The sequence below is a fragment of the Massilia sp. METH4 genome (assembly GCF_037094685.1).
In the GTDB taxonomy this organism is placed as follows: domain Bacteria; phylum Pseudomonadota; class Gammaproteobacteria; order Burkholderiales; family Burkholderiaceae_D; genus Rugamonas.
The window spans coordinates 2,482,671-2,494,436 of sequence record NZ_CP146614.1 but is presented as its reverse complement, the minus strand read 5'-3'; the positions used below and the strand labels follow the sequence as shown (position 1 = coordinate 2,494,436).

Genomic DNA, 11,766 nt, shown 5'->3' with positions numbered 1-11,766 from the left:
TTGCTGGCCTTCCGTCACTCCGGCTTCCGGTCCGGCACCGGATCCTCCTGCTCCACCGGCGCATCCGGATGATGCGGGTGGTTCGGATGCGGTTCCGGCACGGGTTCGTCGACCGGCACCGGCAGGTCCGGCGCGCGGTGCGCGTGGATTGGCGATCGCCCGTTCAACTCCTCCATGAAACGCTCCATGTTTCCTCCTATGGCTGGAGGGAGCACGGTACCACGCCACCCGGAATCGCGCCGCAGCGTTACAATTTCGTTTTCCCGACCATATCCCTCCATGCAACTGACCACCCTGGCCCTGCTGATCCTGATCCCGCTGCTGATCTGGCGGGTCTATATGCGCCTGAGACAGTTCTTCGTCCGGCAGGAATCGCTGATGTGGAAACACTGGACCGGTGCCGTGCTGTTTTCCTTCCTGCTGCTGGTGGCCGCCGGTTCGCTGCTGGGCGACGCCCCAGCGCTGGCCACGCTCGGCGCGGGAGCGATCGGCGGCGGCTGGCTGGGCTTCTTCACCTTGAAGAAAACGCGCTTCGAGACCGTCGGCCGGCGCTACTTCTTCAAGCCGTATGACCGCTTCGGCATCCTCGTCTGCATGCTGTTCGCCGCGCGCGTGCTGCACATCGGCGTGGAGCTGTACATGAACCGTCAATCGGAATTCCCGCAAGTGATCACGCGCGAAATGGTGCTGCGCCACCCATTGTCGTGCATCGCCTTCGGCCTGCTGGCCGGCTATCTCGCCACCTTCTCGATCGGCATGCTGCGCTGGCGCCGCGCACAGCCGCCACTGCCGGAGCTCGAATGAATTCCATGCCTGACACCCTGTTGCCGAACGAGCCCCGCATCGCGGACGCGCTCCAGCCCACCCTGACGGAACGCTTCCTGCTGCCGGCGCTGCCGGCCTTGCAAGCGCTGCTCGAAGAACTGCGCGCGCGCGTCGACCCGGTGCTGGCGGCACGCCAGGCCGTGCTGGGCCATCGCTACCCGCGCGGACAAAGCCGGGAAATCACCCAGGCGCTGCATGGCATGCTGGGCAGCCTCGATGCCGGCACGCTCTCCGGCCGCGCGGCCGACGGCTTCGCGGCCTTGGCGGCCTTCCATGCCAACGGCGGCAGCCTGCGCCAGGTGTGGGGCGCGCTGCACGGCACGCACTTCCACCATGCCTTCCTGTTCGGCACGCTCTACGTGGACGCGGCCGTGGACGCGACCGGCGGCAGCCGCAAGGTCGAGATCATGCCATTCCGCCAGGCCCGCCTCACGCCCGTGCGCGACCACCGCCATTACGCGCTGCTGGCTGCGCGCGCGTGGCAGGCCACCGTGTACCCGAACCACGTGCTGCCCGCGCTGGCGCCCTATGCGCCGCTGGTCATGCTGCTGCCCGGCGGCGCGGTGCGCATCGAAACGGATGCGCCCTACATGGGCGAGCTGGCGCTGGCCGGCGGCTTCGTCTCCAGCGCCGACGTGCTGGGCGGCCCAGCCATGCCGCCCGACCTGTTCGACCTGGTCGCCGGCACGCTGCGCGATGCCGGCATCGCCACCGCGGCCGACGCCGCCCAGGGCCGGCAGGAGGCGTTGAAACTGTGCGCGCGCTATCGCGACCAGCGCCTGCGCCCCGGCGACCTGCGCCACGTGCGCTCGCTGGACCTGCTGGCGAAGGCCAATGGGCTGCTTGCCACGCTGCAGGTCTCCCCTGAGGCGGAACGCCGCCTGACCATCACGCAGCAGGCCGCCTGAGTATTACACTGAGTATTACAGCAGGCTGCGCAGCGCTCCTTCGAGCGCCGGGTAGCGAAACGCAAACCCCTCGCGCTGCAGCCGGGCCGGCACCACGCACTGCCCTTCCAGCAGCAGGTCGGCCTGCTCGCCCAGCAGCAGCCGCACCGGCCAGGCCGGCGTGGGCAGCATGGCTGGCCGGCGCAGCAGCCGGGCCGCCGTGCCGGCGAATTCGCGCTGCGTCACGCACTGCGGTGCCGTGAAGTTCCACGCGCCCTGCACGCTTTCGCGCTCGCCGCGTTGCGCCAGCCACGCCTGCGCCCGCAGCAAGTCCTCGACGTGAATCCATGACAGTTTCTGGCGTCCGCCGCCCATCGGGCCGCCGACGCCCAGCTTTACCGGCATGAGCATGGCCGGCAATGCGCCGCCATGGCCGAGCACCAGGCCGAAGCGCGTGGTGGCCACTTGCACACCGAACCGGGCCGCCCGCTGCGCCGCCGCCTCCCACTCCTGGCACAGCTGCGACATGAAGATGGGCTGGGGCGGACTTTCCTCCGCCAGCGGCACGGCGGCATCCTGCGGCTGCACGCCGTAATAGCCGATCGCCGAGGCGGACAGCAACAGGCGCGGCTTGTGCTGTGCCTGGGCGATCCAGTCCACGAGGCGGTTCGTCAACGCCACCCGGCTGGCGCGCAGCGCCGCCTGCCGCTTCTTCGTCCAGCGCGGCCCCAGGATGCGCGCGCCGGCCAGGTTGACGATGATGTCGACCTTCTCGGCAGGCGGCAGTTCGGCGATCGTCATCACGCAGCGCACGCCGTTGCCCAGCTGGCGCGCGGCGCGGGCCGTGTCGCGGCTCATCGCGATCACGCGCTGGCCGTCGGCCAGCAGCGCGGCCACCAGCTGGTGGCCGACGAAGCCGGTGGCGCCCGTGACCAGCACGGTCTGGCCGGGGGCGCCGAAATGCAGGGGTTCAATGGCCATCGTGCGGCTCTCCATGTCAATCATCTCCCGACAGTTTAGCCACCTAGTTTAGAGCGCCTAACAAAACCCGCAGGGCAAGGCGCGGCGTCGAAGACAGTACACCTGTACGGCGAGACGCTGCAACGCAGCCATGGGGGTTTTGTTAGGCGCTCTTAGCCATCCGTTGTCCACCGTGGTCGCACTTACTTGTTGACCCGCAATTGTCCAGGACGGCCGCACGATTGCGAAAATTGCCGATTTTTTAACGCCTTCCGCTATGATGGTCCATCGGGATATGACGGAGGAGCGGGCATGACTAGTCAAAAACGACGGTTCGCCAGGCCGGAGCAGACGGCCGGCCACGAGCATGCCGCCGCCGAGCTCGAAGCAATGCGGCGCGCGGTGGACGATCGCCTGGAACACCTGCTCTCCACCGAGGGCGGGCGCGACGACCGCCTGGCCGCCGCCATGCGCGCCGCGGTACTGGGCTCGGGCAAGCGCATGCGCCCCTTGCTGCTGATGCTCGTGGCGGCCGACCTGCAATGCGCGTCGCCGGCGGTCACCGACGTGGCCTGCGCGGTGGAGATCGTGCACGCGGCCTCCCTGATCCTGGACGACATGCCTTGCATGGATGACGCCACCCTGCGCCGCGGCCAGCCCACGATCCACCGGCAGTTCGGCGAGGACGTGGCGATCCTCGCCTCCGTCGCCCTGCTGAGCCGCGCCTTCGGCATCCTCGCCACGGCACCCGGCATTCCTTCCATCACCCGCGCCCGCCTCGTGGCCACACTGGCCGAAACGGTGGGCGCCCAAGGCCTGGTGCGCGGCCAGTACGAAGACCTGCACGGCGGCGCCGGGCGGTCGGCGGAAGCGATCGCCACCACGAACGAACGCAAGACCGGCCTGCTGCTGGGTGCCGCCGTGGACATGGCGGCCGTGCTTGCCGAGGTCGACGACTGCGTGGCCCGCTCCCTGCGCGCCTTCGCGCTGGCGGCCGGCCATGCCTTCCAGATCCGCGACGATTTCCAGGACGTGCCGGGCAACGACAGCGCCGTGACCGGCAAGGACACGGGGCTGGACCTGGGCAAGGCCACGCTCCTGAACACCTTCGGTGCCGACGAAGCGCAGCGCCGCCTGGCCGACCACCTGCGCGACGTGGACCGCCACCTGGGCGACGCACTGGCGGGCGCCCAGCGCACGCGCCAGTTCGTGCAGCGCATGTTCGCCGCCCACGCGGCGCAACCGTGGCAAGCGCCCGCCGCCGTGCCGCACCTGTATGCGACCGGCGCGGCGCACGCGGGCATCGACCGCCGCGCCGGCTGATTGCGCGAGGAGGCCCGATGGCACACTTCGGCGTGGTGGCACCGGCCTTCTACAGCCACTTCAATGCGCTGGCGGCGCTCGCGCTGGAGCTCGTCGCGCGCGGCCACCGCGTCACCTATTTCCAGCAGGCCGATGCCGGCGCCCACCTGGGTGACAGCCGCCTGCACTATCACGCGCTGGGCGCCGCCAGCCACCCGCCCGGCACGCTCGCGGCGGTGATGCGCCGCGCCGCCAATCCGGGCAGCCCGCTGGGCCTCTCCCGCGTGATCGACGACATGGCCGCGAGCACGGACATGCTGTGCCGCGAACTGCCCGCCGCGCTGGAAGCCCAGCGGGTGGACGCGCTGATCTGCGACCAGATGGAAGCGGCCGGCGGGCTCGTGGCCGAGGCGCTGGGCATGCCGTTCGTTTCCGTGGCCTGCGCGCTGCCGGTGAACCGCGAACCCGGGATTCCGCTGCCCGTGATGCCTTTCGCCTACGGCACCGATGAGCGCGCACTGCGCATGGTCGAGGGCAGCACGCGCGTCTACGACTGGATGATGACGCCGCATCGCCGCACCATCCTTCGCCACGCACGGCGCTTCGGCCTGACGGCGCGCGACGGGCTGCACGAATGCCTTTCTCCGCTGGCGCAGGTGAGCCAGACCGTCGAGGGCTACGAATTCCCGCGCCGCGCCCTGCCCGCCCACTTCCACCAGGTGGGGCCGTTCCGCTCCACGGCGCGCAAGGAGATCGTGCAGCAGCCGCTGCCCGCCATCGACCCCGGCAAGCCCTTCGTGTTCGCCTCGCTCGGCACGATGCAGGGCCACCGCCTGGGCCTGTTCCTGCGCATCGCCAGGGCGTGCCGCGCGGCGGGCGTGCAACTGCTGGCGGCGCACTGCAACGGCTTGAACGAGCGGCAGGCGCGCGAACTGGAACGCGCCGGCGCGACCTGGGTGTGCGCGTTCGCGCCGCAACGCGAAGCGCTGGCGCGGGCGGACGCGGTGATCTCGCACGCGGGCGTGAACACGGTGCTCGACGCCATCGAGGCGCGCACGCCGATCCTGGCGCTGCCGATCGCGTTCGACCACCCCGGCTCGGCGGCGCGGGTGCGCCATGCGGGCGTCGGCCTGCTGGCCTCGCCCCGTTTCGCCACGGCGGGCCAGCTCGCCCGCAAGCTGCGCACGCTTCTGGAAGATCCATCGTTCACGCCACGGCTCGACGCCCTGGCGGACAATGTCGCCCGGGCCGGCGGCACGCGCCGCGCCATCGACATCATCGAAGCCGCGCTGGGCCTCGGCCACACGCAGCCGGCACGCTCGGCATGAACACCTGGGACGTGATCCTGGCCGGCGGCGGCCTCGCCAACGGACTGCTGGCCTGGCGGCTGCGCATGCGGCGCCCCGAGCTGCGCATCCTGCTGCTGGAAAGCGGCAATGCCATCGGCGGCAACCATACCTGGTCGTTCCACGACGGCGACCTGGACGCAGCCCAGCAAGCCTGGATCGCGCCGCTGGTCGGTGCGCGCTGGCCCGGCTACGACGTGATCTTCCCCGACTACTCCCGCACGCTGGACAGCGGCTACGCGAGCATTGCGTCCGGCGACTTCGCGCGCGTCATCGAACCGGCGCTGGGCCCAGCGCTGCGGCTGGGTGCGCGCATCGAGGACGTGACGCCCACCACGGTGCGCCTGGCCGGCGGCGAAGTACTGGCGGCACGCGCCGTGATCGACGGCCGCGGCATACGCGCCAGCGACTGCCTGGCGCTGGGCTACCAGACCTTCCTCGGCCAGGAAGTGCGGCTGCAAGCGCCCCACGGCCTGGCGCGGCCCGTGATCATGGATGCCGGCGTGGCCCAGCAGGGCGGCTACCGCTTCGTCTACCTGCTGCCGTTCGCGCCGGACCGGCTGCTGATCGAGGATACCCACTATGTGGACACCGCCGCCTGGGAACCCGCGCGGCTGCGCGCCAATATCGCCGCTTACGCACAGGCACGCGGCTGGCGCATCGCCGAAGTGCTGCGCGAGGAGCACGGCTCGCTGCCGATCGTGCTGGCCGGCGACGTGGAACGCTATTGGGACAGCCTGGCCGGCCAGCCCTGCACGGGCTTGCGCGCCGGCCTGTTCCACCCCACCACCGGCTACTCGCTGCCGCACGCGGTGCGGCTGGCCGACCATATCGCCGGCTTGCCGTCGCTGGACGCGCCGGCGCTGTTCGCCGCGATCCGGCACGAGGCGCGGCGCGAGTGGCGCGGCCAGCGCTTCTTCCGGCTGCTGAACCGCATGCTGTTCCTGGCCGGCGAGCCGGAAAACCGCTGGCGCGTGATGCAGCGCTTCTACCGGCTGCCGCCCGGCCTCGTCGCCCGCTTTTACGCGGGCCGGCCCACCCTGGCCGACATGGCGCGCGTATTGACGGGCAAGCCGCCGGTTCCCGTGGGCGCCGCGATGGATGCCGCCATGCGCGTCCACCCGCACCAGATCCCTTCACGAACCATCCGAGACATCAGGACATCAGCATGAACCGAACGAAAACCGCCGTGGTCGTGGGCGCCGGCTTTGGCGGCCTGGCGCTGGCCATCCGCCTGCAGGCCAGCGGCATCCAGACCACGCTGCTGGAAAAACGCGACAAACCGGGCGGCCGCGCCTACGTGTACGAAGACCAGGGCTTCGTGTTCGATGCCGGCCCCACGGTGATCACCGATCCGAGCGCGATCGAAGAACTGTTCGCCGCCGCCGGCAAGAAGATGGCGGACTACGTGGAGATGCTTCCCGTGGCGCCGTTCTACCGGCTGTGCTGGGAAGACGGCAGCCACTTCGACTATGCCAACGACCAGGAAGCGCTGGACCGCCAGATCCACGCCCGCAACCCGGCCGACGTGCAGGGTTACCAGCGCTTCCTCGCCTATTCGAAGGCCACGTTCGAGGAGGGTTACCTCAAGCTCGGCGCGGTGCCGTTCCTGTCGTTCCGCGACATGATCCAGGCCGGCCCGCAACTGGCGCGGCTGCAGGCCTGGCGCAGCGTGTACAACCTTGTCTCCCGCTTCATCCAGGACGAGCACCTGCGCCAGGCCTTCTCCTTCCATTCCCTGCTGGTGGGCGGCAATCCGTTCGCCACCTCGTCGATCTACACGCTGATTCACGCGCTGGAGCGCCAGTGGGGCGTGTGGTTTCCGCGCGGCGGCACGGGCGCGCTCGTGAAGGCGCTGGTGCGGTTGTTCCAGGATATCGGCGGGCGCATCGAACTGAACGCGCCGGTGGCGCGCATCGAAACCTCGGGCGGGCGCGCCATCGGCGTGCGGATCGAGGATGGCCGCTTCTTCCCGGCGGACGCGGTGGCGTCGAACGCGGACGTGGTCCACACGTATGCGGCCCTGCTCGGCCAGCATCCACGCGGCGCGGCGCGCGCCGAGTCACTGAAGAAGAAGCGGTTTTCCAATTCGCTGTTCGTGCTGTATTTCGGCCTGGATCACCACCACGAGCAGTTGCAGCACCACACCGTGTGCTTCGGCCCGCGCTACCGGGAACTGATCAGCGAGATCTTCGGCGGCAACACGCTGGCCGAGGATTTCTCGCTGTACCTGCACGCCCCGTGCGTCACCGATCCTTCGCTGGCGCCGCCAGGCTGCGGCAGCCATTACGTGCTGGCCCCGGTGCCGCACCTGGGCCATGCGCCGATCGACTGGACCGTGGAAGGGCCGCGCTACCGCGACCGCATCTTCGAGTACCTGGAGCGGCGCTACATGCCGGGCCTGCGCAGCCAGCTGGTGACGAGCCGCATCTTCACGCCGCTCGACTTCCGCGACGAATTGAACGCCCACCTGGGTTCCGCGTTCTCGCTCGAACCGATCCTCACGCAAAGTGCCTGGTTCCGGCCGCACAATCGCGACGCCGACCTGGCAAACCTGTACCTGGTGGGCGCCGGCACGCACCCCGGCGCGGGAGTGCCGGGCGTGATCGGCTCGGCCAAGGCGACCGCCGGCCTGATGCTGGAGGGGGTGCACCCATGAGCGGGGATCTGCTCGATCACGCGACGACCACCATCAACGTGGGCTCGAAGAGCTTTGCCGCGGCAGCGAAACTGTTCGACCCGGCCACGCGCCGCAGCGTGCTGATGCTGTACGCCTGGTGTCGCCACTGCGACGACGTGGTCGACGGCCAGGACCTCGGCTTCGGCAGCGCCGCGCCAGCCCCCGAGGAAGCGCAGCGGCTGCTCGGCACTCTCGAGGATGACACGCGGCGCGCGTACGCCGGCGAGACGATGCAGGACCCGGCGTGTGCCGCTTTCCAGGAAGTGGCGCTGCGCCACGGGATCGCTCCCCGCTTCGCGTTCGACCACCTGGCCGGCTTTGCGATGGACGCGCACCAGCAGCGCTACGAGACGATCGACGACACGCTGCGCTACTGCTACCACGTGGCCGGCGTGGTCGGGTTGATGATGGCATCGATCATGGGGGCAAAGGAGGAAGCGGTGCTGGACCGCGCCTGCGACCTGGGCCTGGCGTTCCAGCTGACGAACATCGCCCGCGACATCGTCGACGATGCCGCCATTGGCCGCGTCTACCTGCCGGCGCAATGGCTGCGCGAAGCGGGCATCCCGGCCGGGGAGATCGCCATGCCCCGGCATCGCGCGGCGCTGGCCCGCGTGGCGGCAAGGCTGGTCGAGCACGCGGAACCGTATTACGACTCGGCTGCCGACGGCATCGCCGCGCTGCCGCTGCGCTCCGCGTGGGCGATCGCCACGGCAAGGTATGTGTACCGCCAGATCGGCATCGAGGTGAAGCGGCGCGGCGCCCACGCGTGGGATGAACGGGTGGGCACGTCGAAGGCGATGAAACTGTGGCTGCTGGCCAAGGGTAGCGCCCTGGCCCTCAAGTCCCGGTTCCGGCGGCCGGCGGCTCGTCCGGCAGGGTTGTGGCAGCGCCCACGCGCGCCGGCGGCCGCCCCTGGTGCAGAGCGTGCAACTGCCGCTTGAGTTTCGCCACCGGCGGCGCATACAGGAAGCCGAACGACACGGTGCCTTCCTTGCCATGCACGGCGTGGTGCATGCGGTGCGCCTGGTACAGCCGCTTCAGGTAGCCGCGGCGCGGCACGTAGCGGAACGGCCAGCGCTGGTGCACCAGCCCATCGTGGGCGACGAAGTAAAGCAGGCCGTACGCCGTCATGCCCGCGCCGATCCATTCGAGCGGGTGGTAGCCGCGGCTGCCGGCGTAGATCAGGGCGATGGCGATGCCGGCGAAGCACACCGCGTACAGGTCGTTTTTCTCGAACCAGCCGCTCCTGGGTTCGTGATGGGATCGATGCCACTCCCAGCCGAAGCCATGCATGACGTACTTGTGCGCAAGGATGGAAAACAGCTCCATCCCGATGACGGTGGCAATGACGATGAGCGCATTGAACAGCATGGTGGTTGGGCGATCGGTTCGGGAGTTGCCAAGACTACCACAAGCCCCCCGGCGGCAGCGCCGCGGAAACGGTCGATCAGGAAAGGAAAAATAACATGACGTTGCTGAACCGGCGCACCTGGGGCGCCCTCTTCTTCGCGGCGGGGCTGTGCTGCGCCGCCCTGCCTCCCGTTGACGCGGCGACAGTCGACATCAAGGTCGAGAACGTGGCCGGCAAGGGAAAAGTCAGCGTGGCGGTGTGCGACCGCGAGCGCTTCCTGAAACAGTGTACTTACACGGCCTCGGTACCGGCCGAAGCGGGCACGGTGAAGGTCTCCGTGCCGGACGTGCCGCCGGGCACCTTCGCCGTGCTGGCCTACGAGGACGCCAATGACAACGGCCAGCTCGACCGCACGCTCGGCATCCCGACCGAGAACTGGGGCATGTCGCGCGACGCCCGGGCGAACTTCGGGCCGCCAACGTTCGAGGATGCGGCGGTCGAGGTGAAGGAAGAGCCGACGGTGGTGAGCGTCAGGCTGCGTTGAGGGAGCGGGGCATGGAGCACCCGACTTCGGCCTGCAGCCAGGCGCGCAGCGCGGCAATGCGCTCATCTTCTCCGGCGCCGGCCGGATACACCAGGTGATAGGCGAAATCGTCCCCCACCGGCACCGCCACGTCGAACAGTCTCACCAGCCTTCCCTCGGCCAGCTCCCGGGCCACCATCGGCAGCTCGGCCAGGCCGATCGCGCCGCCATCCGTGGCCGCCTGGATCACGTGGCTCGATTCTTTGAACGTTACGCAGCCCGAATCGTCGAAGTCATGGATGCCCGCGGCGGCCATCCAGTCGCGCCAGCGGGGCCAGGCACGGCCGCCCGCCTCGCAGGAGACGTGGCACAAGGTGTGCCGCGGCAGGTCGCGCGGCGTGCGCAGGGAGGCGGCCAGTGCTGGATGGCACACGGCGATGAGCACGGTCCCGAACAGGCGTACCGATTCGGCGCCCCGATAATTCCCCGCGCCGAAGCGGATCGCCACGTCGGCATCGCCCGCTTGGAGGTCGCGCACTTCGTCCGTGATATCGAAGGCCAGCTGCACGCGCGGATGCGCCGCCTGGAAGGCAGGCAGGCGAGGGAACAGCCAGTTGGTGGCGAAACGGGGGCCGATCGTCAACCGTAGTGGCCCGGCATGGCCGTGGAGCCGGCGCGCTTCCCCTGCGGCACGGTGCAGCGTTTCCAATGCCGCGCTGGTCGCGTCGAACATCCGCTCGCCCGCTGGCGTGAGACGCACGGACCGGCTGGTGCGCACGAACAGCGGCACGCCGAGCTGCTCTTCCATCTCCTTGATCTGGTGGCTGACGGCCGCCGCGGTCAGCCCGACTTCATCCGCGGCGCGGGTGAAGTTGAGGTGGCGTGCTGCCGCTTCGAAGGTACGCAGCGCGCGGGTGCCGGGCACGAAGGGGGGCAATATCGGGGGCAATAGCGGGGGCAATAGCGGGGGGATGATCCGGGGCATGATCGTCAAATGCTGTTTGATGATCCATCAAAAATTACTCGTTTCACAAGCGCCAGTCAATCCGCGATAGTGACGCCTCGATCACGACGAGGAGGATGCAATGCAAGCAGGATTCCATACGGTCCAGCGCGATGGCGAGCCGGCCGACGCGGCGGCGCTGGCGCCGCTGGCGTTCGCCGGCTATGCCCATTTCACGGCCATGCAGGTGCGGGGCGGCCGCGTACGCGGGCTCGATCTGCACCTGGACCGGCTGCGACAAGCGTCGGAAGCGATGTTCGGGCGGGCGCTGCCGGAGCAACGCATCCGCGCGCTGCTGCGCAGTGCCTTGCAGGAGGGACCGGCCGATGTGTCGCTGGTGGCCACCGTGTACGGTGCCGCCGGGGAGTTCACCGCGGCCGGCCAGGAGCCGCACGTGCTGGTGCGCACCGCCGCGCCGGCACAAGCGCCGGCCGGGCCACTGGCGCTGGCCGTGTTCGAACACGAACGCATGCTCCCGCACATCAAGCACGTGGGCGAAGTGGCCAAGACGCATTACCTGCGCGAGGCGGTGCGGCAGGGCTGCGACGACGCGGCATTCATGGACCGCCAGGGCCGCCTCAGCGAAGCGAGCATCTGGAACCTGGCGTTCTGGGATGGCCGCTCCGTCGTGTGGCCGGAAGGGCCGATGCTGGCCGGGGTCACGATGCAGATCGTGCGGCGGCGGCTGGCGGAGCTGGATATCCCGCAACGCACGCAGCCGGTGACGCTGGAGAGCCTGGCGGCTTTCACGGGCGCCGCCGTGATGAATTCCTGGACGCCCGGCGTGGCGGTGAGCCGCATTGGCACCGTTCCATTGCCCGGCGCCGAGCCGCTGCTGGCGGCGCTGCACAAGGCTTACGATATCGAACCCCTGGTGGCACCGTAA

General features: G+C 69.6%; 13 protein-coding genes. 9 read left to right on the top strand and 4 right to left on the bottom strand.

The features are described 5' to 3' along the window. Window positions 1-14: 14 nt before the first annotated feature. Window positions 15-188: a hypothetical protein gene (locus tag V6Z91_RS11080; RefSeq protein WP_338770326.1), complete on the bottom strand. Its 174-nt coding sequence runs from the start codon at window positions 186-188 to the stop codon at window positions 15-17. A gap of 91 nt (window positions 189-279) precedes the next feature. Here V6Z91_RS11080 and V6Z91_RS11075 point away from each other — a divergent pair, with 91 nt between their 5' ends. Further along, window positions 280-804: a hypothetical protein gene (locus V6Z91_RS11075; RefSeq protein ID WP_338770324.1), complete on the top strand. Its 525-nt coding sequence runs from the start codon at window positions 280-282 to the stop codon at window positions 802-804. Then, window positions 801-1,733, top strand: coding sequence for a hypothetical protein (locus tag V6Z91_RS11070; protein ID WP_338770322.1), 933 nt, complete (start codon window positions 801-803; stop codon window positions 1,731-1,733). Before V6Z91_RS11075 ends, V6Z91_RS11070 begins: the two co-directional genes overlap by 4 nt. Window positions 1,734-1,748: 15 nt before the next feature. Here V6Z91_RS11070 and V6Z91_RS11065 read toward each other — a convergent pair whose 3' ends face one another. After that, on the bottom strand, window positions 1,749-2,693 hold the full coding sequence (locus tag V6Z91_RS11065) for a TIGR01777 family oxidoreductase (protein ID WP_338770320.1): 945 nt from the start codon (window positions 2,691-2,693) through the stop codon (window positions 1,749-1,751). Window positions 2,694-2,984: 291 nt separating this feature from the next. Here V6Z91_RS11065 and V6Z91_RS11060 point away from each other — a divergent pair, with 291 nt between their 5' ends. Genes V6Z91_RS11060 through crtB form a run of 5 tightly spaced genes read left to right on the top strand, consistent with a single transcriptional unit; the run spans window position 2,985 to window position 8,944 of the window. Continuing rightward, a complete protein-coding gene (locus tag V6Z91_RS11060; RefSeq protein ID WP_338770317.1) occupies window positions 2,985-3,995 on the top strand; it encodes a polyprenyl synthetase family protein in 1,011 nt (336 codons plus the stop codon). A 17-nt stretch (window positions 3,996-4,012) separates the two neighbouring features. Further along, a complete protein-coding gene (locus V6Z91_RS11055; protein WP_338770314.1) occupies window positions 4,013-5,302 on the top strand; it encodes a nucleotide disphospho-sugar-binding domain-containing protein in 1,290 nt (429 codons plus the stop codon). Beyond that, the gene (gene crtY / locus V6Z91_RS11050; protein WP_338770313.1) at window positions 5,299-6,492 is read left to right on the top strand and encodes a lycopene beta-cyclase CrtY; all 1,194 of its coding nucleotides are present in this window, start codon (window positions 5,299-5,301) and stop codon (window positions 6,490-6,492) included. The genes V6Z91_RS11055 and crtY overlap by 4 nt, the downstream gene beginning before the upstream one ends. Next, window positions 6,489-7,979, top strand: coding sequence for a phytoene desaturase (locus tag V6Z91_RS11045; protein ID WP_338770312.1), 1,491 nt, complete (start codon window positions 6,489-6,491; stop codon window positions 7,977-7,979). Before crtY ends, V6Z91_RS11045 begins: the two co-directional genes overlap by 4 nt. After that, window positions 7,976-8,944, top strand: coding sequence for a 15-cis-phytoene synthase CrtB (gene crtB / locus V6Z91_RS11040; protein ID WP_338770309.1), 969 nt, complete (start codon window positions 7,976-7,978; stop codon window positions 8,942-8,944). Before V6Z91_RS11045 ends, crtB begins: the two co-directional genes overlap by 4 nt. Here crtB and V6Z91_RS11035 read toward each other — a convergent pair. Beyond that, a complete protein-coding gene (locus tag V6Z91_RS11035; protein WP_338770308.1) occupies window positions 8,841-9,374 on the bottom strand; it encodes a sterol desaturase family protein in 534 nt (177 codons plus the stop codon). The two genes, crtB and V6Z91_RS11035, sit on opposite strands and share 104 nt — an antisense overlap. A gap of 95 nt (window positions 9,375-9,469) precedes the next feature. Here V6Z91_RS11035 and V6Z91_RS11030 point away from each other — a divergent pair, with 95 nt between their 5' ends. Further along, on the top strand, window positions 9,470-9,898 hold the full coding sequence (locus V6Z91_RS11030) for a DUF2141 domain-containing protein (protein ID WP_338770307.1): 429 nt from the start codon (window positions 9,470-9,472) through the stop codon (window positions 9,896-9,898). Here V6Z91_RS11030 and V6Z91_RS11025 read toward each other — a convergent pair. Next, window positions 9,885-10,802, bottom strand: a complete 918-nt coding sequence (locus V6Z91_RS11025) for a LysR substrate-binding domain-containing protein (protein ID WP_338770305.1) — start codon at window positions 10,800-10,802, stop codon at window positions 9,885-9,887. The two genes, V6Z91_RS11030 and V6Z91_RS11025, sit on opposite strands and share 14 nt — an antisense overlap. A gap of 160 nt (window positions 10,803-10,962) precedes the next feature. Here V6Z91_RS11025 and V6Z91_RS11020 point away from each other — a divergent pair, with 160 nt between their 5' ends. After that, entirely contained in the window at window positions 10,963-11,766 is an 804-nt protein-coding gene (locus V6Z91_RS11020; RefSeq protein WP_338770304.1) for an aminotransferase class IV family protein, read from the top strand.

Excerpts from the sequence above, each read along its gene's own strand:
- V6Z91_RS11080 (WP_338770326.1), bottom strand. The coding sequence starts at position 188 with ATGGAGCGTTTCATGGAGGAGTTGAACGGGCGATCGCCAATCCACGCG.
- V6Z91_RS11075 (WP_338770324.1), top strand. The coding sequence starts at position 280 with ATGCAACTGACCACCCTGGCCCTGCTGATCCTGATCCCGCTGCTGATC.
- V6Z91_RS11070 (WP_338770322.1), top strand. The coding sequence starts at position 801 with ATGAATTCCATGCCTGACACCCTGTTGCCGAACGAGCCCCGCATCGCG.
- V6Z91_RS11065 (WP_338770320.1), bottom strand. The coding sequence starts at position 2,693 with ATGGCCATTGAACCCCTGCATTTCGGCGCCCCCGGCCAGACCGTGCTG.
- V6Z91_RS11060 (WP_338770317.1), top strand. The coding sequence starts at position 2,985 with ATGACTAGTCAAAAACGACGGTTCGCCAGGCCGGAGCAGACGGCCGGC.
- V6Z91_RS11055 (WP_338770314.1), top strand. The coding sequence starts at position 4,013 with ATGGCACACTTCGGCGTGGTGGCACCGGCCTTCTACAGCCACTTCAAT.
- crtY (WP_338770313.1), top strand. The coding sequence starts at position 5,299 with ATGAACACCTGGGACGTGATCCTGGCCGGCGGCGGCCTCGCCAACGGA.
- V6Z91_RS11045 (WP_338770312.1), top strand. The coding sequence starts at position 6,489 with ATGAACCGAACGAAAACCGCCGTGGTCGTGGGCGCCGGCTTTGGCGGC.
- crtB (WP_338770309.1), top strand. The coding sequence starts at position 7,976 with ATGAGCGGGGATCTGCTCGATCACGCGACGACCACCATCAACGTGGGC.
- V6Z91_RS11035 (WP_338770308.1), bottom strand. The coding sequence starts at position 9,374 with ATGCTGTTCAATGCGCTCATCGTCATTGCCACCGTCATCGGGATGGAG.
- V6Z91_RS11030 (WP_338770307.1), top strand. The coding sequence starts at position 9,470 with ATGACGTTGCTGAACCGGCGCACCTGGGGCGCCCTCTTCTTCGCGGCG.
- V6Z91_RS11020 (WP_338770304.1), top strand. The coding sequence starts at position 10,963 with ATGCAAGCAGGATTCCATACGGTCCAGCGCGATGGCGAGCCGGCCGAC.